General features: G+C 63.2%; 20 protein-coding genes. 10 read left to right on the top strand and 10 right to left on the bottom strand.

Translation table 11 applies throughout. The annotated features are described in order from the left end of the window. The first annotated feature begins 48 nt into the window (after positions 1 to 48). Genes ACQKQA_RS00895 through ACQKQA_RS00880 form a run of 4 tightly spaced genes read left to right on the top strand, consistent with a single transcriptional unit; the run spans position 49 to position 6315 of the window. The gene (locus ACQKQA_RS00895; protein ID WP_427552457.1) at positions 49 to 1305 is read left to right on the top strand and encodes a TolC family protein; all 1257 of its coding nucleotides are present in this window, start codon (positions 49 to 51) and stop codon (positions 1303 to 1305) included. Then, on the top strand, positions 1302 to 2801 hold the full coding sequence (locus ACQKQA_RS00890) for an efflux RND transporter periplasmic adaptor subunit (protein WP_427552455.1): 1500 nt from the start codon (positions 1302 to 1304) through the stop codon (positions 2799 to 2801). The genes ACQKQA_RS00895 and ACQKQA_RS00890 overlap by 4 nt, the downstream gene beginning before the upstream one ends. Further along, positions 2798 to 5953, top strand: coding sequence for an efflux RND transporter permease subunit (locus ACQKQA_RS00885; protein ID WP_427552453.1), 3156 nt, complete (start codon positions 2798 to 2800; stop codon positions 5951 to 5953). The genes ACQKQA_RS00890 and ACQKQA_RS00885 overlap by 4 nt, the downstream gene beginning before the upstream one ends. Next, positions 5950 to 6315: a copper-binding protein gene (locus ACQKQA_RS00880; RefSeq protein WP_427552451.1), complete on the top strand. Its 366-nt coding sequence runs from the start codon at positions 5950 to 5952 to the stop codon at positions 6313 to 6315. The genes ACQKQA_RS00885 and ACQKQA_RS00880 overlap by 4 nt, the downstream gene beginning before the upstream one ends. 53 nt (positions 6316 to 6368) lie before the next feature. Here ACQKQA_RS00880 and ACQKQA_RS00875 read toward each other — a convergent pair whose 3' ends face one another. Continuing rightward, positions 6369 to 7268, bottom strand: coding sequence for an alpha/beta hydrolase family protein (locus ACQKQA_RS00875; RefSeq protein ID WP_427552449.1), 900 nt, complete (start codon positions 7266 to 7268; stop codon positions 6369 to 6371). Between the two features lie 75 nt (positions 7269 to 7343). Continuing rightward, positions 7344 to 8141, bottom strand: a complete 798-nt coding sequence (locus tag ACQKQA_RS00870; RefSeq protein ID WP_427552447.1) for a crotonase/enoyl-CoA hydratase family protein — start codon at positions 8139 to 8141, stop codon at positions 7344 to 7346. A 160-nt stretch (positions 8142 to 8301) separates the two neighbouring features. Here ACQKQA_RS00870 and ACQKQA_RS00865 point away from each other — a divergent pair, with 160 nt between their 5' ends. Beyond that, positions 8302 to 8862 (top strand): TetR/AcrR family transcriptional regulator, encoded by a 561-nt coding sequence (locus ACQKQA_RS00865; RefSeq protein ID WP_427552445.1) that lies wholly within the window; start codon positions 8302 to 8304, stop codon positions 8860 to 8862. On the opposite strand, the gene ACQKQA_RS00860 is transcribed toward ACQKQA_RS00865, so the two are convergent. Next, a complete protein-coding gene (locus ACQKQA_RS00860) occupies positions 8852 to 9889 on the bottom strand; it encodes a sterol desaturase family protein (protein WP_427552443.1) in 1038 nt (345 codons plus the stop codon). The two genes, ACQKQA_RS00865 and ACQKQA_RS00860, sit on opposite strands and share 11 nt — an antisense overlap. Before the next feature lie 149 nt (positions 9890 to 10038). On the opposite strand from ACQKQA_RS00860, the gene ACQKQA_RS00855 reads away from it, so the two are divergent. Then, positions 10039 to 10491, top strand: a complete 453-nt coding sequence (locus ACQKQA_RS00855) for a hypothetical protein (RefSeq protein ID WP_427552442.1) — start codon at positions 10039 to 10041, stop codon at positions 10489 to 10491. Between the two features lie 42 nt (positions 10492 to 10533). Here the strand turns inward: ACQKQA_RS00855 and ACQKQA_RS00850 are convergent, their stop codons facing one another. Further along, positions 10534 to 12288: a phospholipase D-like domain-containing protein gene (locus ACQKQA_RS00850; protein ID WP_427552441.1), complete on the bottom strand. Its 1755-nt coding sequence runs from the start codon at positions 12286 to 12288 to the stop codon at positions 10534 to 10536. 179 nt (positions 12289 to 12467) lie between these two features. On the opposite strand from ACQKQA_RS00850, the gene ACQKQA_RS00845 reads away from it, so the two are divergent. Further along, a complete protein-coding gene (locus ACQKQA_RS00845) occupies positions 12468 to 13088 on the top strand; it encodes a LysE family translocator (protein ID WP_427552440.1) in 621 nt (206 codons plus the stop codon). 32 nt (positions 13089 to 13120) lie between these two features. Here the strand turns inward: ACQKQA_RS00845 and arsH are convergent, their stop codons facing one another. The 5 genes from arsH to ACQKQA_RS00820 all read right to left on the bottom strand — a co-directional run bounded on the left by arsH (position 13121) and on the right by ACQKQA_RS00820 (position 17408). Continuing rightward, positions 13121 to 13822 (bottom strand): arsenical resistance protein ArsH, encoded by a 702-nt coding sequence (gene arsH / locus ACQKQA_RS00840; RefSeq protein ID WP_427552439.1) that lies wholly within the window; start codon positions 13820 to 13822, stop codon positions 13121 to 13123. A gap of 12 nt (positions 13823 to 13834) precedes the next feature. Continuing rightward, the gene (locus tag ACQKQA_RS00835) at positions 13835 to 14305 is read right to left on the bottom strand and encodes an arsenate reductase ArsC (protein ID WP_427552438.1); all 471 of its coding nucleotides are present in this window, start codon (positions 14303 to 14305) and stop codon (positions 13835 to 13837) included. Positions 14306 to 14341: 36 nt separating this feature from the next. Then, positions 14342 to 14689, bottom strand: coding sequence for a metalloregulator ArsR/SmtB family transcription factor (locus ACQKQA_RS00830; RefSeq protein WP_427552437.1), 348 nt, complete (start codon positions 14687 to 14689; stop codon positions 14342 to 14344). A 216-nt stretch (positions 14690 to 14905) separates the two neighbouring features. Beyond that, positions 14906 to 15952, bottom strand: a complete 1047-nt coding sequence (locus ACQKQA_RS00825) for an alpha/beta fold hydrolase (RefSeq protein ID WP_427552436.1) — start codon at positions 15950 to 15952, stop codon at positions 14906 to 14908. A 178-nt stretch (positions 15953 to 16130) separates the two neighbouring features. Further along, positions 16131 to 17408, bottom strand: a complete 1278-nt coding sequence (locus ACQKQA_RS00820) for a flavohemoglobin expression-modulating QEGLA motif protein (protein WP_427552435.1) — start codon at positions 17406 to 17408, stop codon at positions 16131 to 16133. Positions 17409 to 18058: 650 nt separating this feature from the next. Between ACQKQA_RS00820 and ACQKQA_RS00815 the strand changes: the two genes are divergently transcribed. After that, the gene (locus ACQKQA_RS00815; RefSeq protein WP_427552434.1) at positions 18059 to 19255 is read left to right on the top strand and encodes a hypothetical protein; all 1197 of its coding nucleotides are present in this window, start codon (positions 18059 to 18061) and stop codon (positions 19253 to 19255) included. A gap of 200 nt (positions 19256 to 19455) precedes the next feature. Continuing rightward, a complete protein-coding gene (locus ACQKQA_RS00810) occupies positions 19456 to 19653 on the top strand; it encodes a hypothetical protein (protein WP_427552554.1) in 198 nt (65 codons plus the stop codon). 61 nt (positions 19654 to 19714) lie between these two features. Here ACQKQA_RS00810 and ACQKQA_RS00805 read toward each other — a convergent pair whose 3' ends face one another. Beyond that, entirely contained in the window at positions 19715 to 20413 is a 699-nt protein-coding gene (locus tag ACQKQA_RS00805) for a potassium channel family protein (RefSeq protein ID WP_427552433.1), read from the bottom strand. Positions 20414 to 20693: 280 nt separating this feature from the next. On the opposite strand from ACQKQA_RS00805, the gene ACQKQA_RS00800 reads away from it, so the two are divergent. Next, complete coding sequence (locus ACQKQA_RS00800) at positions 20694 to 21083, top strand: hypothetical protein (protein WP_427552432.1); 390 nt, start codon at positions 20694 to 20696, stop codon at positions 21081 to 21083. Positions 21084 to 21089 lie beyond the last annotated feature (6 nt).

The following is a 21089-nucleotide window of genomic DNA, read 5'->3' as shown; positions in this document are numbered from 1 at the left end:
CGTGCCGGTCTTTCGGGCGCGCGGCGGATCATCACAGGAATCATCCACATGAACCCCAAGTGCTATGGCACCGGCTGGCCCCTGGTGGCCGGCCTGGCGGCGAGCGTGCTGGCGTTGCCGAGTCTCGCCAGTGGCTTGACGCTCGATGAAGCGTTGCGGCTGGCCGAGAACAACGCGCCGTCCCTGAGCGCCCAAGACGCGAAAATCCAGGCCGCCAGCAGCGCGGCCATTCCCGCTGGCGAGTTGCCCGATCCCAAGCTGTTGCTGGGAGTGCAGAACTTCCCCATCGGCGGTCCGGACCGCGGGAGCCTCGACCAGGACTCCATGACCATGCAGATGGTCGGGATCCGCCAGGACATGCCCAACAGCGACAAGCGCAAGGCCCGCATCGAGGTGGCCGCCGGGGCGGTGGAGCGTGCCGCCGCCGAGCGCCGGGTCGAGCGGCTGAACGTGCGCCAGGCCACGGCCCTGGCCTGGATCGGCAGCTATTCGGTGGCGCGCAAGGAAGCGTTGTTCCAGGACTTCTACCAGGAGAACCGCTTGCTCGGCGCCAGCGTCCGGGTGCAGATCGCTGGTGGCCGGGCACTGCCGGCGGACGCCGTGGCCCCCAAGCAGGAAGCGGCGCAATTGGCCGAGCGCGAGGACGAACTGGTCAGCCAGCGGGCCCAGGCCCGGGCGGCCCTCAAGCGCTGGATTGGCGCGGCGGCCAATCAACAGCCGGTGGGGCGCCTGCCGCAATGGCCGGTGGATACCGCGGGCTACTCGCACCAGTTGCAACACCACCCCGAGCTGGCGGCGTTCGCGCCCATGACCCGCGAGGCGCAAGCCAGGGTTCGCGAAGCCGAGGCGGAAAAGCAGTCGGACTGGAGCTGGGAGGTGGATTACCAGCGCCGTGGCCGGGAGTTCGGCGACATGGTCAGCGTGCAGTTCTCCTGGGACTTGCCGCTGTTTCCCGGCTCGCGGCAGAACCCGAGGATTGCTGCCCGGCAGGCCGAGCTGAGCCAACTGGAGGCCGAGCGCGAAGCCCTGTCGCGTGAGCATGCCCAGCAACTGGAAACGCAGCTGGCCGACTTCCAGCGGCTCGATCGCGCGGTGCGCCGCAACCAGCAGAGCCTGGTGCCCCTGGCCCAGGAAAAGGTCGCCCTGAGCCTGGCCAGCTACCGCGCCGGCAAGGGCGACCTGGCGGCGGTGGTCGCCGCCCGCCGCGAGCTGATCGAAGCCCGCCTCAAACAGATCGATGTCGAGGAACAGCGGGCCCTGATCAATGCCCGCTTGTATTTTGCCTATGGGGAGTCTGCGCAATGAGTTCGCCGATCTGGAAAGTGGCGGTCATAGTCGGTTGTTCGATTGCCCTGGGCGGGGCCGGTGGTTACTGGCTGGCCCGAGCGCGCATCGGCGATGTAGCGCCGGTCGCGGCCGGGCCGGGCAGCCCGGGCGAAGCCAAGGCGCTGTATTGGTACGACCCGATGTACCCGCAGCAGAAGTTCGACCAGCCGGGAAAATCGCCCTTCATGGACATGCCCCTGGTCCCGCGTTATGCCGACGGCCAGGGTGAAAGCGCAGCGCTGCGCATCGACCCGGGCCTGACCCAGAACCTCGGTGTGCGCCTGGCCACCGTCAGCCGCGCCGGCTTTGCCGCCAGCGTCGAGGTGACCGGCCGGCTGGCCTTCAACGAGCGCGAGGTGGCGGTGATTCAATCGCGGACCGCGGGGTTCGTCGAAGGGGTGCAGGCCCGGGCGCCGGGGGATGTGCTGGAGGCCAACGCGGCCCTGGCGGAAATCCTGGTGCCGGAGTGGGCAGCGGCCCAGGAAGAGTTCCTGGCCCTCAAGCGCAGTGGCGATGCGGGTTTGCTCGCGGCGGCACGGCAACGCTTGCGCCTGAGCGGGATGCCGCCGGGGTTGATCGCCCAGGTCGAGCGCAGTGGCAAGGTCCAGCCGACCCTGACCCTCACTAGCCCCATCGGTGGGGTGCTGCAAGAGCTGAACGTGCGCCAGGGCATGACGGTCGCCGCCGGCGAGACCCTGGCGCGGGTCAATGGCCTGGGCCAGGTCTGGCTGGCCGTGGCGGTGCCGGAGTCCCAGGCCGGCTCGATAGTCGCGGGGCAGGACGCCGAGGCTCGTTTGCCGGCGTTCCCGGGGGAGGTGTTCAAGGGGCGGGTCAGCGCGATTCTGCCGGAGGCCAATGCCGATAGCCGCACGTTGCGCGTTCGCGTCGAGTTGCCCAACCCCCAGGGCCGGCTGCGGCCGGGCATGACCGCTGAGGTCAGTCTCCGGCGCTCGACCCGGCAAAGCCTGTTGTGGGTGCCCAGCGAGGCGGTGATCCGCACGGGACGCCGGGCCCTGGTGATGCTCGCCGAAGACGCGGGGCGCTACCGTCCGGTGGAGGTACGGACGGGGCCGGACAGCGACGGCAAGACTGCAATCCTGCAAGGCCTGGAGGAGGGGCAGCAGGTGGTGAGTTCCGGCCAGTTCCTGCTGGACTCGGAAGCCAGCCTCAAAGGCCTGGTCGCCGCGCCGCTGGACCGGCCTGCCGCGACAGCCGCTGCCCATGAAACCGTCCTGCATGAAACCGCCCTGCATGAAGCCGAAGGACAGATCCTGGCGCTCGACAGCCAGGAAGTCACCCTGGCCCACGGCCCGTTCAAGACCCTGGGCATGCCCGGCATGACCATGACCTTCCTCCTGGCCAACCCAGGCCTGATGCAGGGCCTCAAGGTAGGTGACAAGGTGCGGGTCGCGGTGACTACCACCGACAGTGGGCTGCAGGTCGAGCGCCTGGAGAAAATGGAGGGCCAGCCATGATCGCCGCGGTGATTCGTTGGTCGGTGGCCAACCGCTTCCTGGTGTTGCTGGCGACCCTGTTCGTCACCGCCTGGGGCATCTGGTCGGTGCAGAGTACCCCCGTCGACGCGCTGCCGGACCTGTCGGATGTGCAGGTGATCATCCGCACGCCCTATCCGGGGCAGGCGCCGCAGATCGTCGAGAACCAGGTCACCTACCCGTTGGCGACCACCATGCTGGCGGTGCCCGGGGCCAAGACCGTGCGTGGCTATTCGTTCTTCGGCGACAGCTTCGTCTATGTGCTGTTCGAAGACGGCACCGACCTGTACTGGGCCCGTTCGCGGGTGCTGGAGTACCTGAGCCAGGTCCAGAGCCGCTTGCCGGCCAACGCCAGGCCGGCGCTGGGGCCGGATGCCACGGGGGTGGGCTGGATTTTCCAGTACGCCCTGGTGGACCGCACGGGCCAGCACGACCTGGCGCAATTGCGCGCGCTGCAGGACTGGTTCCTCAAGTTCGAGCTCAAGACCCTGCCCAACGTGGCGGAAGTGGCCACCGTGGGCGGAATGGTCAAGCAGTACCAGGTGCAGCTCGACCCGTTGAAGCTGGCGAGCCTGGGCATCACCCAGGCCGAGGTCGGCGCGGCGATCGGCAGGGCCAACCAGGAAACCGGCGGCGCGGTGCTGGAGCTGGCCGAGACCGAGTTCATGGTGCGCGCTTCCGGCTACCTGAAGAGCCTCGACGACTTTCGTGCGATCCCGCTCAAGTCGGGGGCGGGCGGGGTGCCGGTGACCCTGGGTGATGTGGCTACGGTCCAGCTCGGGCCGGAGATGCGCCGCGGCATCGGCGAGCTCGACGGTGAAGGCGAGGCGGTGGGCGGCGTGGTGATCCTGCGCAGCGGCAAGAACGCCCGGGACACCATCGCCGCGGTCAAGACCCGGCTCGACGAGCTCAAGGGCAGCCTGCCGGCGGGGGTGGAGATCGTCACCACCTACGACCGCAGCCAGCTGATCGACCGCGCGGTGAGCAACCTCAGCCACAAGCTGTTGGAGGAGTTCCTCGTCGTCGCCCTGGTCTGCGGGCTCTTTCTCTGGCACCTGCGTTCGTCCCTGGTGGCGATCATTTCCTTGCCGGTGGGGGTGCTGATGGCCTTTATCGTGATGCGCCACCAGGGGCTCAACGCCAACATCATGTCCCTGGGCGGCATCGCCATCGCGATCGGGGCCATGGTCGACGCCGCGGTGGTGATGATCGAGAACGCCCACAAGAAGCTCGAAGCCTGGCACCACGCTCACCCTGGGCAGGAACTGCGGGGCGAGGCGCGCTGGCAGGTGATGACCGCGGCGGCGACCGAGGTCGGGCCGGCGCTGTTCTTCTGCCTGCTGATCATCACCCTGTCGTTCATTCCGGTGTTCACCCTGCAGGCCCAGGAAGGGCGGCTGTTCGGGCCGCTGGCCTTCACCAAGACCTATGCCATGGCCGCGGCGGCGGGGCTGTCGGTGACCCTGGTCCCGGTGTTGATGGGCTACTGGATTCGCGGGCGGATTCCCAATGAGCAGCAGAACCCGCTGAACCGCTGGTTGATCCGCTGCTACGAACCGGCCCTGGACGCGGTATTGCGCTGGCCCAGGACCACGCTGCTGGTGGCCTTGCTGGTGTTCCTCAGCGCGTTGTGGCCGATCTCGCGCCTGGGCGGCGAGTTCCTGCCGCCCCTGGACGAAGGCGACCTGCTGTACATGCCTTCGGCGCTGCCGGGCCTGTCGGCGCAGAAGGCGGCGCAACTGCTGCAACAGACCGACCGGCTGATCAAGAGCGTGCCCGAGGTCGCCCATGTCTACGGCAAGGCCGGCCGCGCCGAAACCGCCACCGACCCGGCGCCGCTGGAGATGTTCGAAACCACCATCCAGTTCAAGCCCCACGGGCAATGGCGCCCCGGCATGACCCAGGAAAAGCTGGTGGAAGAGCTGGACCGGGTGGTGCGGGTGCCAGGGCTGACCAATATCTGGATTCCGCCGATCCGCAACCGGGTCGACATGCTCGCCACCGGGATCAAGAGCCCGATCGGGGTCAAGGTGGCCGGCAGTAACCTGGGGGAGATCGACATGGCGACCCAGGCCGTCGAACGGGTGGCCAGGACGGTGCCCGGCGTCAGTTCGGCCCTGGCCGAGCGCCTGGGCGGTGGCCGCTACGTCGATGTGGACATCGACCGCCCGGCGGCGGCGCGCTACGGCCTGAACATCGCCGATGTGCAGTCGATCGTCGCCGGCGCCATTGGCGGGGAGAACATCGGCGAGACGGTGGAAGGGCTGGCCCGTTTCCCGATCAACCTGCGTTACCCCCGGGAGTGGCGGGACTCGCTGGATGCCCTGGAGCAGTTGCCGATCTACACCCCCCAGGGCAGCCAGATCACCCTCGGCACGGTGGCCAGGGTCAAGGTCAGCGCGGGGCCGCCCATGCTCAAGAGCGAAAACGCCCGGCCTTCGGGCTGGGTCTATGTCGATGTGCGCGGGCGGGATATCGCTTCGGTGGTGGCCGACCTGCGCCGGGCGGTGGGCGAGCAGGTCAAGCTGCAGCCGGGCATGAGCCTGAGCTACTCCGGGCAGTTCGAGTTTCTCGAACGGGCCAACGCCCGGCTCCAGTGGTTGGTGCCGGCGACCCTGCTGATCATCTTCGTGCTGCTGTACCTGACCTTCGCCCGCTTCGACGAGGCCTTGCTGATCATGGCCACGCTGCCGTTCGCCCTGACCGGCGGGGTGTGGTTCCTCTATGGGCTGGGGTTCAACCTGTCGGTGGCCACGGGCGTCGGCTTTATCGCCCTGGCCGGGGTGTCCGCCGAATTCGGTGTGATCATGCTGCTGTACCTGAAGAACGCCTGGACCGAGCGCCAGGAAAGCGGCGAGGCCAGCGAGCCCGGGTTGCTCGCGGCGATCCGCGAAGGCGCGGTGCAGCGCGTGCGCCCCAAGGCCATGACCGTGGCGGTAATCGTCGCTGGCCTGTTGCCGATCCTGCTGGGCAGCGGCACCGGCAGCGAAGTGATGAGCCGCATCGCCGCGCCCATGGTCGGCGGCATGCTCACCGCGCCCCTGCTGTCCCTGTTCGTGATTCCGGCGGCCTATCGCCTGATGCGCCGCCGGCATCTCCCTGTTGCATCCATCACCGAAGGAAAAGACCTATGAAACCGATACGCATCGTTGTGGCCGCTACCCTGGCGGCGCTGTCTCTTGCAGCCTGGGCAGAAGAAATTCCTGGCATGAACATGAACGACATGCCGGGCATGAAAATGGAGGGCATGCCGATGAAACAGGAAGCCTCGAAGGCGCCGCAGGCCACCGCCGAAGGCACGATCAAGGCCATCGATATGCAGAAGCAGCGGGTGACCATCGCCCACGGCGCCGTTCCCGCCGTGCAGTGGCCGCCGATGACCATGGCCTTCGCCGCGACCGCGGAGCAGTTGGCGGGGCTGAAGGTGGGCGAGCGGGTGACCTTTACCTTCCGCCTGGAAGGCGGCGCGGCCAGTATCGTCTCCATCAGCCGATAACCCCCTTGAGGCAGACAGGAGCCGGGCCGCCGGTTCCTGTCGTCGGCTGCCGGCTAAGGCGCAACGGGCGCCGGCCCATGGCTCAACAGCCAGTGCAGGATGTCGTCCCACAGCGGTTGCGAGCTGTCGCGGAAATAGCCCATATGCCCCAACGGCTTGCCGCCGGCCGGCGGGCGCAGGTCGAGACGGGTCAGCGGGGCATTGCGGTAGCTCTTGACGAAGGCGTCCCGGGAGCGGGGCGGCGACCAGGGATCGTCCACCGAGGTGGCGAACAGGCACGGCGTGCGCACCTGGGCGTACAACTCGGCGACATGGGCCATGGCCGGGTCGTCGAAGTAGTAATGCGGGTAGGTGCACCAGCGCCGCCATTGCCGGTACACGTCCAGGGGCAGGTCGTCGCCCATGCCCAGCAGGCTCCAGGCCATATAACCTTTCCAGGCAACGATCGGCGGCAGCACCAGGGTCCACAGCAGGCGCACCTTGAGGGCCTCGGTCTTCGACATCCAGCCGCTCCAGCCGGCGCCGCAGCCCAGGCTGTAGCAGGCGGCGATGGCCTCGTGGTTGGGCAGCAGGCCGATGGCATGGCCGCCGAACGAATGGCCCACCCAATACAGCGGCAGCGGTTCCTGGCGCAGCAGATCGACGGCGGCGGCCAGGTCCAGGCTGGCCCAGTCCAGGTAGGACATGGCAAACCCCTTCAGACTGGCCGGCTTGGACTGGCCGATCCCCCGGTAATCCAGGGTCAGCACGTTGAAGCCCTGGCACGCCGCGTATTCGGCGAAACGCCGGTAAAAACGTTGCTGCACGCCCGTGGCGCCGGCCACGATCAGGTTGCCTTTGGCCGGGCCTGGGGCCAGGTAGCGCTGGGCGATCAGCGGGTAGCCATCGCGGGCGGGCAGGGGGATGGATTCCATCCGGATCGTCGGGTCCGGGGCGGGAGGAGTCGCTTTCATCTGTCGGGTTCCGCTGGGTGGACTGCCTGGCGCGGGCGTCATCGGGCCGGCGCCAGGGCGGTGGAGAGGCTTGGGTCAGCGGCCTTTGAACTGCGGTTCGCGTTTTTGCATCATCGCCATCACGCCCTCGCGGACGTCCTCGCTCTTGATCTGGCCGAGCAGGTATTCGTTGAGTCTAGACAGGGCGAAATCGTCCCCTTCGTCCAGGGCCTCGAAGGCCGAATGCAGGGTGGCGCGGATCGCCAGGGGCGCGGCCTTGGCAATGCGCTCGGCGTATTCGAGGGCGCGGGGCAGGGCCTGGCCGGGTTCGACCACCTCGGTCAGCAGGCGCATGCGCCGGGCTTCCGCCGCGTCGAACGCCTCGCCTGTCAGCATATAGCGCATGGCATCGGTCCAACCGGCCGCCCGGGTGAAACGCACGGTGGAGCCGCCGGCTGGGGAAATGCCGCGTAGCACTTCCAGATGGGCGAAGCGCGCGTTGCTGGCGGCGATGGCGATATCGGCGTTGAGCAGCAACTCGATGCCGGCGGTCCAGCAGGTGCCTTCCACGGCGGTGACCACGGGCTTGGTGCGCCGGGGGTGGGAAACGCCCCAGGGGTCGATGCCGCCTTCCGGGTACTGGAAGCCGCCGGCCGCCAGTTTCGGCGTCAGTTCCAGCAGGTCGAGCCCGGCGGTGAAGTGCTCGCCGTGGGCGAACAGCACGGCGCAGCGCAGCTCGTCGTTGCGCTCGTATTCGCCCAGGGCCAGGGCCAGGTCGCTGAGCATGGCACTGTCGAAGGCGTTGCGTTTTCCGGCCCGGTCCAGGCCGATCAACCACAGGTGTCCACGCTGTTCACGGGTGACCCGGCCCGGTCCGCTATTGGCTTCGCTCATCACTTTGCTCTCCTGGCTATCGAGGGTGGGTCAGCGCTTGAAAGTTACTGACCGTTCGTTTGGTTTTGAGAAATTAAACGAACGTTTGGTTAGCGTCAAATTGAGCGGGGATGGCTTATGCCCTAGAATCACCGGCCGTGATCGAGAGCAGGAAACCCCCGTGCGCCCTTTGAAAATTCCCCGTGACGAGCTGCTGCAACGCTGCGCCAGTACCTTCAAGCGCCTCGGTTATCACGGCACCACCATGGACGTGCTGGCCGAGGCCTGCGGCTTCACCAAGGCCTCCTTCTATCACCACTACCCGAACAAGGAGTCGCTGCTGCGCGATGTCCTGGAGTGGACCCACCAGAGCATCGGCCAGGCGCTGTTCGCGACCGCCTTCGACGAGAAGCTGACCCCGGCCGAGCGCCTGACGAAGATGGGGCGCAAGGCCGCTCGGCTGTTCCAGGACGACTCCATCGGCTGCCTGATGGGCGTGGTCGCGGTCGACGCGGCCTACGGTAAAAGCGCGCTGATGGCACCGATCCGGGCGTTTTTCGATGACTGGGCCCAGGCCTTCGCCCAGCTGTTCCGCGACCGCTTCGACGAGGCGCAGGCCATGGCGCTGGGGCGCCAGCTGGTGGCGGACTACGAGGGCGCGATCCTGTTGGCGCGCATCTATGCCGATCCGGTTTATATCGAGGCAGTGACCCAGCGCGCCCTGGACAGCCTCAAGGCCTGACGCGACCCCGGACGGCTACCCGTTGCGGGCGCCTGGCCAGGAGCAGGAGCTTGCGGGCGGTCTCGACAAAGGGCGTGACGATCAGGCTGTAGACCGTCAGGTAGCGCCGCTGGTCCTGTTCCCCGGTGCCGAAGCGCAGGGGTTCCGGGGTCGGCGTGGTGACATAGAGGGTGCCGAACAGCCAGTCCCAGAGCGACAGGTTGATGGCGAAGTTCTTGTTGAAGTGGCGCGGCGCGTCGCTGTGGTGAACCTGGTGTTGCGCCGGGCTGTTCAGCACATGCTCGAGCCGCGGGCCGAACGACAGCCAGACATGGCTGTGCCGCAGGTTGGCCCCCAGGCTATTGAAGATGAACACCAGATAGGTCACGCCGAACAGGGTGTAGCGGCCGACCTCACCGCCGCAGAGATACCAGAAGCCACCCGCATACAGGCCCAGGCCCGCGGTGAGCGCCAGTTTCTCGACGATCTTTTCCACGAAGTGCACCCGACTCGCGGTCGCCGGCACCAGCACTGGCGCCGAATGGTGGACCTTGTGGAATTCCCAGAGCCAGCGGCTGTGAAAGGCCCGGTGCAGCCAGTAATGGATCAAGTCCTTGAGCAGGAACAGCCCCAGCCCGTACAGCAGGGCGAGGGCGAGGTTTTCGCCAAGGCGCGGGCGGGCGCCCCAGAGATTGCCGAAGAACGCCAGGTAGTCCCCGGAGCGCAGGATATAGGGGTCGACCAGATGGACGATGGGCAGCACCAGGGCGACCTTGAGGATGGCGCGCACGAAGTAGTAGCGGTAATCCAGCAGCGCCGAGCGGTGCAGGTGCACCCGGCGGCCGCCGATGAACTGGCCGAAGGTCCGGGCCTCGGTCAGGCTGTGCTGCTTGCGGTAGCGGAACAGGCCGTAGGCAATGGCATAGGAAATCAGCAGGAAGCCGGCCCCGAGGCGGCCGTTCAGGTTGAACAGGCCGAGAAACTGTCGGCTGACCGGCTCGATCAGCCATTCGTTCAGATGCGGGTAGACAAACGCGAAAGCATCCACGGCACGCTCGCCTGGGCCAAAGGGGCGGGCATTGTAAATCAGAACCGTTCCGCCCGAGCGGCTTTATGCCGGGGCCGCCCGGGCCTCGCCTTCACAGCGCCGCGCCCGGTGCGTTCCTATCCGCACCCATCCAGCAGAAGGAGCGCACCATGAACAACAACGAACTCAGCCATATCATCTTGAGCGACCACTCGCGCATCGAGGCCGCCATCAGTACCGGCGCCGCCTGGGACGTCTGGTTCCAGGTCGAATTTCTCATGCTGCTGCGGGCGGCCCATATGGACGTCGCCCGCGAAGTGCCTTACCCGCCGCCGAACCGGACCCTGCGCCTGGATGTGCTGGCCAGCCATAACGTCGAGAGTTATGCCATCGAGGCGAAAGTCGAGAGCGCCACCAACGCCGGCGGCAAACTGCTGACGGAAACCCGCAAGGACATCGAGAAGATCGCCAAATACACCGAGCCCGTCGAGGCCCGCTGGGTGGTGGCCCTGGGCTATAGCGACGAGGCCAAGCGCATGCTGCGCGGGTTCACGGCCGAGAACAGCGGCCAGGCCATCTACCATGAGGCCGGCGCCATCGGCTGCATGATCTTCTCGGTCTGACCCGTACAGGCGACGGGAGGGCACAAAGCCCTCCCGGTTGCCCTAGTGAGAGAACAAGCGCCGGTCGTTCTGTTTCTGCGAGCCTTCGGCGTAGTACTCCTCGAACCAGGCCGGCTTGCCCGAGATCGCCGTGGGCTTTTTCAGCAGCAAGGGCGGGATCGGTGTCTTCTGGTTGTTCCCGCCGTTGGTGAAGGCCTGTTGCATGGCGCTGCGAAAGTGCAGGTGGTCGAAGATCAGCAGGGCATCGATGGCATAGACCACGGCGATTTTCTGGTCCTCGATCAGGATCAGGTGATCGCCGTTCTTTTCCTCCCCCGAGACCGACAGGTTCGAAGAGCCGGTGAAGACCTTGGCGCTGGGCAGGTTGAAGTCGGTGACGACGAACTTGTTGTGCACGGAAATGCCGGTGCCGCCCGACCATTCGCTGCGAAAGGGTTCCGGCGCGTACTTGGCCAGATAGGCGAAGTCCACCTCGGCCGAGGTGCCGTCCGGCTTGATCACATCCATGCCCGAGGCCTTGTCGGAAACCCCGTAGTTGAACAGCGGGCGCTTGTAGAGGTGGCTGATGGAGTCGTACAGCGGGCCGCTGGTGATCTGATTGAGGAAGGCGATATTGAACAGCACCGAATCGGTCGCCTGGTCGATGGCGTTGCCGATCGGGTCGAGCGACAGATCGCTGCTGGCGTGCGGCGAAAAGCAGAAGTGCAGGCGCGGGCCCGCTGCCGCCCCGGCGACCGCGGTTTCGATGATGTGCCATTTTTGCGCCAGGGCGCCTGCCTTGAAGTGCTCGGGGTCGTTGAAGGACGCCTCGAAGACCTCGCCGAACAGGTCCGCCACGTCGGGCTGCTTGAACAGCAGCGCATTGTTGTTCTGCACATAACAGCCACGGAAGCTGAAGTTGGTGGAGCCGCACAGCACCTGGTAAGGCTGGCCGTTGCGTCGGGCGATCAGCACCTTGTGATGCTGCAGGCCGTTGAAATGGGTGCGTTTGACCCGGGCTGCGCCGGCGGAGGCCGTCAGGCGCTGGGCGGCCCGGGTCTCGCAGCTGTCGGGGGCGGCATGATCGCCGGCGTCGTCGATGATGATGCGCAGACGGCCGCCGAGGGCCTCCATCTTGGCCAGGATGTCCGGTTCGTTGAAGTCATAGGCAAAGACATCCAGGGTGGTGTCCGGCTGCTGCTGCACTTCGTCCAGCACCGCGAAAATCATGGCCACGGCCTCGAAGCCCATCCACTGGTACATGGCCGTCTCGGTCTTCGGGTGGTCGAGCCCGTCCTTGGTCTTCGAGGGAATCAGGCTCTTGCCATAGGTATTCACATCGACGCCCGCCGGCACCCGGTCGACGAAGGCCTGGGAGGAGGTGAAACCGCGGGTGAAACCAACGTCCAGGATGCCTTCGTAGCTGGTGGGGTTGAGGTCGATAGGCAGCTCGATGGTGGTGCCGGCGACCAGCTGGCCATCGCTGGGCATATGCATCATCCGCCCCCGATAGACGAAGGTGCCGTGCTCGACATCATGGGGCACGTGGATCCAGCGAAACTTCTGGAACGGCGCTTCCAGCGACGAGAACTTGCGCGTGCCATCGACGGCGGTGTGCGCGGGTTCGTCGTAGGTGAAGGCGATGCGGTTGGGCAGGGGCGTGAAGTCGTCGCTGCCGGGGAACTTGCATTCGATGGCGAACCCCACCAGGTCCGCGGGAGGGTTCTCGACATCGAAGCCGATCAGGCACATGCGTTCGCCGCGCCAGAGCTTCATGGTGAAACCGTCAAGGGTCTGGGCGTTCTGGAAATCGGCCATGGGGCGCTCCTTGCGATGGCGTGGGGGTGAAGAGGGTAACGGGTTTTCAGTAGCCTAGAACACCGTGGTGGTGGCGACGGTTTTAGTGACGGCCGGGTCGCGGATGCGGGTTGTATTGCGCCCTGATGCTCTTTATGTTTCAAGCCCGACCCGTTCGATTCCTTGCAGATGGACTCCCTATGAACCTCGCCACCCTGGTGCTGTTTCTCCCGGCCTGTTTCGCCCTGAACATGGCGCCGGGGCCCAACAACCTGCTGTCGGTCCGCAACGCCACCGCCTACGGCTTTCGCACCTCCTGCCTGGCGGGCGCCGGGCGCCTGGCCGCCTTCGCCCTGATGATCGCCCTGGCCTCGGCCGGCCTGGCGGTGGTGCTGCAAGCCTCGGAACTGCTGTTCTACGGGATCAAGATCCTGGGCGCGGCCTACCTGCTGTACCTGGCGTATCAGCTCTGGACCGCCGATACCCAGGCCGAGACCGAGAGCAAGAGCGCGCCCTTGGGGCTGTCCGCCCTGGCCAGGCAGGAATTCCTGGTGGCCATCGGCAATCCCAAGGCCATCCTGATCTTCACCGCCTTCCTGCCGCAGTTCGTTGACCCCGCGGCCCCGGTTCCCGGCCAGTTCCTGGTGCTGGGCGCCTTGTTCCTGGTCCTGGAATGGATCGCCATCAGCGCCTACGCCTACATGGGCCTGCACATGCGCCGCTGGTTCGCCGAGCCGCGGGGCAAGAAGATCTTCAATCGGTGTTGCGCAGCGTTGTTGTCGGCGGCGGCTTCGGTGTTGCTGCTGGCGCGGCGGGCCTAAGCCGTTGATTCGCCGCGCCAGGCGCGGCGGCCTCAGATCGAGCGCTGGTTGACGCGGGCGCTGAGCTGTTCGGCGCTCTCCTTGCGCTCGGAATAGCGATCGACCAGGACCTCCTGGTGATCGCGCAACAGCAGGGTGAACTTCACCAGTTCTTCCATTACATCGACCACGCGGTCGTAGAGCGCCGAGGGTTTCATCCGCCCGGCATCGTCGAACTCCAGGTAGGCCTTGGGCACCGAGGACTGGTTGGGAATGGTGAACATGCGCATCCAGCGGCCCAGCACCCGCAGCTGATTGACCACGTTGAAGGACTGCGAGCCGCCGCAGACCTGCATCACCGCCAGGGTCTTGCCCTGGGTGGGGCGGAGGGCGCCGAGCGCCAGGGGAATCCAGTCGATCTGCGCCTTGAACACCGCGGACATCGCGCCATGGCGTTCCGGCGAGCACCAGACCTGGCCCTGCGACCATTGCATCAGTTCCCGCAGTTCCTGCACTTTCGGATGCTCTACGGGGGCATCGTCGGGGAGCGGCAGCCCTGAAGGATCGAAGACCCGGGTTTCGGCACCGAAGTGCTCCAGCAGGCGTGCCGCTTCTTCCACCAGCAGGCGGCTGAACGAACGTTCCCGGGTGGATCCGTAGAGCAGCAGGATGCGCGGTTTGTGGCTGCCGGAGCGGCTGGCGGCCGGGAGCGTGTCGAACAGGGAAAGGTCGAGGTTGGGCAGTTGTTCCGACATGGATTCTCCGGCTCAGAGAGCGCCAATACGGTCCAGCTCGCGCTGGAGTTCGTCGCGGCCGAGGGTGGTGAAGGGCAGGGCGAGGAAGGCTTTGCAGCGCCGCTCGATATGCGCCAGGGTGGCGCGGAAGGCGGCGTCGACGGTGGTCTCGTCGCCCTTGACCTCGGAAGGATCTTCCAGCCCCCAGTGGGCCTTCAGCGCCGGGCCGAAATACACCGGGCAGGTTTCGCCTGCGGCCTTGTCACAGACGGTGATGACGATATCCGGCGGGTTGTCGGCGAAGGCGTCGTTGCCTTTGCTGCTCAAGCCGGCGATGGCGATGCCGGCCTGCTGCAAGGTGCTGAGGCTGCGCGGCAACACCTGCCCCTTGGGAAAGCTCCCGGCGCTCACCGCGGTGAAACCCGGCGGCGCCAGGTGGTTGAACAGCGCTTCGGAAAGAATGCTGCGACAGCTGTTGGCGGTGCACATGAACAGGACTCGCATGGTGGCTCCTATGGCGTCGAGGCGAATGTCAAAAGTTCAGCAACAGGACGCGTCGCGCACGGGGCGGCCGTCCATGTTCTGCAGGCGGGCGGCGTTGTCTTCCAGCCACCCCGCATTGGCCTTCAGCGTCAGCTGCAGCATGTCGTGGACCCAGGCCGGCAACTGCGGATTGAGCCGGTAATAGACCCACTGGCCCTGACGGCGATCCAGCAACAGGCCGCTGCTGCGCAACTGGGCGAGATGGCGGCTGATCTTCGGCTGGCTGTCGCTCAAGGCGCACATCAGTTCGCACACGCACAGCTCGCCTTGATGGGCGATCAGCAGGGTGGCGCGAGCGCGGGTCTCGTCGGCCAGGCTCTTGAAAACCTCGGGGGGAGTGATCATGGGGTGGCTCATGAATATGGAAAACCGAATATACGGATATCCATATATATTGAGCAAGCCATGTTTTCGAAAAGGAGCGTCTGGGACCGGTCGAGGGAGAAGGCTTGTCGATGAGCAAGCGCGTTACTGGGGCCGCGGGCACAGCCTGCTCAATGTCGACAGGCCTGCCCGCGGGCTCTCGGAAGCGGCGATGGATCAGTTACCGAAGCCGCTCATTCAAAGATGATCCGCATCGATCACCGCCTTGGCGAACGCCTGCGGATCTTCCTGCGGCAGGTTATGGCCGATGCCACCGCTGATCAGGCGGAACTGGTATTTACCGGTAAAGCGCTTGGCGTAATCCTCGGGAGCCGGGTGCGGCGCGCCGTTGGCATCGCCTTCCAGGGCGATGGTCGGCACGCCGATGGCCGGCGCCGTGGCCAGTTTCTGCTCCAGCGCGGCGTAGCGGCTTTCGCCCTGGACCAGCCCCAGGCGCCAGCGGTAGTTGAACACCGTGATGTCCACATGGTCGGGGTTGTCCAGGGCCTGGGCGCTGCGCTCGAAGGTGGCGTCGTCGAACGTCCATTTCGGCGACGCCAGTTGCCAGATCAATTTGGCGAAGTCGTGGGTGTTTTTGGCGTAGCCGGCGCGGCCACGATCGGTGGCGAAATAGAACTGATACCACCACTGCAATTCGGCCTTGGGCGGCAGCGGGTTCTGCCCGGCTGCCTGATTGCCGATCAGATAGCCGCTGACCGCCACCAGCGCCTTGACCCGTTCCGGCCACAGCGCCGCCACGATATCCGCCGAACGTGCGCCCCAGTCATAACCGCCGAGCACCGCCTGCTTGATCTGCAGTGCGTCCATGAAATCGATGACATCACTGGCCAGCGCGGCCGGCTGACCGTTGCGCAGGGTGTTCGCCGACAGGAAACGCGTATCGCCGTAACCCCGCGCATAAGGCATCAACACCCGATACCCCTTGGCCGCCAGCAAGGGCGCGACCTCGTCATAACTGTGAATGTCGTACGGCCAGCCATGCAGCAGAATCACCACCGGGCCATCGGCGGGGCCGGTTTCGGCATAGGCCACATTCAGCAATCCGGCCTCGACGTGTTTCAGCGGGCCGAAAGGCGAGGGGGCTGCGTAAGGGGTGTTGGCGCTCTTCGCTTCTGGCGGTACTGCAGTGGTCGTTTGCGCCTGGGCGGTGCCGAGGAGGCCGAACAGGGTGAGCGCCAGGATTGATGAGCCGATTTTGCCGGTAGTGGGGTTGAGCAGTTTCATGCTGGTCTCTCCATTGAATGCAGCGTGTGGGGTAGGGGATCGGGGTGATCCACTTCAACCGTGGGTGCATTTGGAGGCAGAGACGTATCTGGGATGTGTCGGGTTTTTAGGGGGATGAAAGCTTATGTAGCGGGACGTCATGCAGACACACTGTGATACATGAGAGCGATGCCCATGATCACAGGGCGCTGGCATCGTCTTCGTGCTCGTCCGCAAATGCCATGAACACTTCCAGGTCGAGTACATCCAGTTTTATCTGGGCGATAAATGCGGAGAAGGCCAGGTTGGCGGCGAGCCGACGTAGATCGCAGGCCCAGGCCGGTAGATGGACGGGGCCCTGGAGCCAGCCGGACTCGAATAGCGGCGCCAGGCGTACGGTGTCGGCCAGGCTGAGACGCCCGGCAAACAAATGCCCTACCAGTTCCGGTCGATTGTCGCGGATCGCGATGCGCAGCAGGGTATGGACGCCCAGCAAGCCCGTCAGGTAAGCGGCATCCTTGGTAAACGCCGAACCACCCCGTAGATCGGCGCCACGGAAGATCCGCTGGGTTGAGCGGAAGGACTCCTCTTGGGACTGGCCGGCGGCAAGAAAACCCTCGAATACCTGTATGAAGTCGGCACCGTCCAACGCTTGCTGGACCGCCAGCACGCGCAGGGCCAGGCGGCGCAAGCGGCTGATATCCATGCTGCCGGTGAAGAGTTCGGCCAGGGTGGCAATGCCTTCCTGGGTTTGAGTCGTGCGTGGCGCTCCCAGGCCCAGGCTTTTGAGGTTGGGCTGGAGCGCGCCATTTTGCGCGGTAGCCACATGCACGAAGGCCTCATGCTGCAATAACTGATTCTTGTCCAGTTCAGAGAACAGGGCGCCGGCACGCAGGCGTATGCGGCTTGCCCCGGCGATCGCCTTGGCCGCCAGGGTCGGGTCGAGCACGACCGTGACCCGGCCCTCGCCGAAGAAACGGTCCAGTTCCGGCTGCATCCAGGCGGCGAACGCCTCGGCCGGGATCTCAGCCTGGGTCGGTGGAATACGCGCTCCCCCCAGCAGGGCGTCGGTGGTGGTGAGAAAGAATTGGGCCGCGTCCAGCATGCTGAGTTTCTGGTTCGAATAATAGAAATCCGGGCGTCGGTACAACGCGGATGAATAGCGAGTAAAGGCGGGAGTGCCAATCGCCCCCAGCAGGCGTCCGGCCGTGGCATAGCTACGCGCGGTCATGGCGAGATAGTTCCCGGCGGGATGCCCCAGATCGCAACGCCCGATAAAGGCTTCCAGAGCGGCGATGTCGGCACTGTGATCGCGGGGGCGCAATTGGACGCTGGGCAATTGCGCTTTGCCGTCACGCCAATGCGCCAGGAAAACTTCCTCGACGCCATCCGGCCAGGACAGGGCATCCAGTACACGGATCTTGCGAGCCAGACCCGGTAGCGCGGCATCGAGTTCAGACAGCGGGGCGCTGTTCATGGAGTCACCCTTGAAAGGCGAGGTTCACTGGAAAAAGCTTAGCTGTTGCGATGCATGGTGTTGTAACCGATCAAGGGGCCTTCCGTTATTCATAGACGACTGAACCTGGATGTTTTCTGCTTCCTCTGTAGGTCGGTTGCCGACCCGGAGCTGCCCTTGGCGATAGGCGGCTATTGGCCAGAAACAGCAGGAGAGACGTTGACCCGAGGCTGCTTCCTGCCGACTCTGTTGAAAAGCAGCTCCCTGTCTGGCGCGCGGCAAAATCTTCGCATTGGCCAGCAGGGATGCATGCAGCCTGTTGGGACAGTCATCAGGTGGGCAGGAACGGCTGTTTTCGAAGATCACATCCTAACCAATTACTTTCTGCACAGTATTTAAAGGCGACGCTTGTTGCCGAAGACGCATAAGAGCTGTGCGAAGAAATCTGCGGGATGCTGCAACGTACGATATGCCAATGCACTTCGTTTGAGACGACAGGCTAGAGAACTCCTCGAAAGGCTAATTCGACTTGCAGTGCTTACTTTCATTGACTATAAGGTCAAGGCAAGTTGATCGTTGTAGTCTTCGCTTTATAAATATTGTCAGCGTGCTGATGATATAGAGTTTCCGTGCTCGGAATTTTCAGCCAACAGACTTCAAGGAAAGAAGCAATGTCAAACCTATCTGATATAAAACTCGCCTTCGATAACATGGAAAACAGCCTGCAGCTCATTACGACAACGAGCAGCGGCACAACCAGCTTTTCTTTATTTAAGGAGGATTGGTACCAATTGCAAATGGCAATATTGAAGGTGTACTGCCTGCCCATCAGGAGAAACAGCTTTGTCAATACCTATGGCAATTTTCCGGAGGAAGAGGCTCTGGTTGAAAACTGTTACGCTGCGTTAAATAAATTGTCCCTGTTTATGAAGGCGTTTGGGGATGTTGATTCATTCAATAATTACCTTGCGGACTCTTCTCCGACAAAACAAGCAAAAGATGTTTTTGGAAAAATAATATCTCTTGCCACGGATATCGTCTCCCAATCCAGAGTGTATCAGTCTGAGTTTGAAGAGTTTACCAAAATTGGCGCTGAGGAAATAACGCAGGAAGAAAGAAAAGAGCTGCTTAAAAGCATTGTGTTGGGAAGGAAGGGAGCAATCCAACGGGCGGAAGATATGCAAGGGCTCTGCAGAAGTCTCGGAGAAGAGATTGGCAAGAAAGTCTTGGAATATCAGGGCATCGAAGAAGATATTAGTGGCTATGCAAGCCCCGAAGCAAAGATCTACAAAGTCGCAAATGATAAAGCAAAGAACCTGAGCTCGGAACTAAAGTCCGATGTCGCGGAGCTCAACGACCTTGAGGCGGCGTACTCAAGAGCCGTAGGCGGCTCCATCGGCGGATCTATTGGGATCGCGCTGATTACCCCTCCACCTGGCGCAGGGATATTGACCGGACTGGCTTTTGGACTGGGAATGGGCTTCGGTTTGGCTAAAAAGATAAGCGACAAGATTGACAAGATAAACAAGAAGATTGACGCGGAAAGCGAAGCGCTAAAACAAAAAATGAAACTTGTGGCGGACTTGAATAATTTACAGCCTAGCCTGGTGGATTTGATAAGCAACATGCAGCAGGTTGAAGGCGACCTCAGGACGCTATCGTTGTTCTGGGATACGCAGGCAAAGTCATTCAAAGAGATTTATGAAAGGTACACTGCCTCTGGTACTGACTCTGACTTTAGTGATCAAGCATACATAGTGATAAGGTTCAGAGTCGGCGCATTGGTTGGCATGTGGAAGAAAGTTGAAAGTGCCGTAGCGCAATTCGCTAACGACTCAATGTTCAGGGTGCAAATTGCCTATGCTTGATCGTGTGCGCTGACGCCTATAGATGACAGTAGCCAGAACGATATGGGTTCCCCTCAGGTGCACATTGTAAGTGCCGTCGGAGATTCAAGCTTGTATACGACTTTCTGACGGCATGCCCTGAAACGCGGAGTACTTTTAGCGCAGCCGTGAACAGTCGATTATGCAGTCATTGGTGTCGTGAGAGATTATCGACAGGCCTAGTGCGCAGCATTGATCAATGCCTCGATCTGAACGACCTGCGCCATTACCTCGCTGATTTTTATTGCCCGATCGGGCGTCCGTCGATTGATCCTGAACTGATGATTCGCATGCTGATCGTGTGCTCGATGCCAGAATCTGCCGGCTTGTGCGCCTTTGGGCTGCTGGGTAACTTGATTCGCGTCACCGCCCCTCGGTGATCGGGTTTAGTCGCCCGGATCAAAAAGGACAGATCTATTTTTCAGAAAATAAGCCTGAGAATCACTTGGTCTGATTCGACGGATACAGACCGGCAAGCCGCGCGATCACAACGCCAACATAAAAGACGCCTGAAAACTCTTCGACCATCACCAGTGAGCGGGCGTGGTTGGTCAACGGGATAACATCACCGTAACCGGTGGTCGTGAGCGTCGTGTGGCTGAAGTAGATCAGTTTGAAGAAAGTGCCGGTTTGTCCGAAGTCGAGCGGGCCCGGGCCGAATGAGCCAGCGCTGGATATTTCGACCAGGGCATAGACGAAGGACCAGACGAAGGCCAGCATGATGTAACCCGCAAGTGCGGCATGTAGCTTGTCGGCGGTGATTGGCCCGCGCTTGAGGATATAGCGAAGGACGCCGATGAATGAAACAGCCAGGGACACCGCATAAGCCATCCCGGCAAGTTCAAGAATCGCGCTACGCTCAGTCCACAACGCCATCCATTGAAGGCCAACTCCAAGCAACGCCAGGCCCAGTTTGAGGATGAACCCCCGCCGAGTCTGCCTGGTAGCGAAAGTGCCCACGAGCAGCACGATTGAAAACAGTATGCCGAGCAACGTGCGTGCAAATATCCCTTGCTCAAGAAATGGGAACAGGAGAATCAATCCCAGCAAGAGCAGCAACAGATAGGTACAGGGCCCTCGCCCTATTACCATCTGACCTAAATCCTCGTTGGATTCGGCTTTATCTTGCGGATATGTCATACCGGTCTCCCATAGACCGAAATAAGTAACGCTCAAGACGTGATGCGGCCTGGTTGACATCCAACCAGGCTTTCAGCAATGAAATACTAGTCGCGAATGCTTGTGAGAGGATCAGCCTGACAGCTATGGGGTGATAGCTGCCCACCGTGAACGACTTCTTCTGGCCGATTGCAGCCAGTCTCGACCGTCCGTTTTATCCGGACACTGAAGTAATGCCCAGCTCCGATAGGATTGACGCTTTGACACACCGAGCAGGCGGGAAATGGCGGGGTTTTCAGACTTGATCTGGCAGTGGTACGGCGCGGAAGAGCATGAGCGGATTGCTGCAATCTGTAAGGCCATCCCTGCACTTGAGTTTCTCGCAATGGATGCTGAGCTACAGCAACTTACCATTCCCGATTGCCCAGCGTGCGAGGTGTGGTCCGCAAAAATGCTCCCCATCCATGCCGCTGTCGAGGCCTGCGGCGCTGTTTCGCCCGATGACGCTGGTTCGCTTCTGGGGCGTGTCTGGGGGCTGTGCCAGTCGTTAAACGATCTTGAGTTGCCTTGCCATGACCGGACGATTTTTGCGTTCGAACAGTGGCAACCCTTGCGAGAGGCTGCCAGGCAGGTGCTTATCGCAATGGAGGCGGCGGCAATAGAACCGTTCCTCTCAGACCTGTCACATTGATCTCAT

The organism is Pseudomonas sp. NPDC089530 (assembly GCF_050280705.1).
Classification (GTDB): Bacteria; Pseudomonadota; Gammaproteobacteria; order Pseudomonadales; family Pseudomonadaceae; genus Aquipseudomonas.
This window is presented reverse-complemented; position numbering and strand designations above follow the sequence as displayed.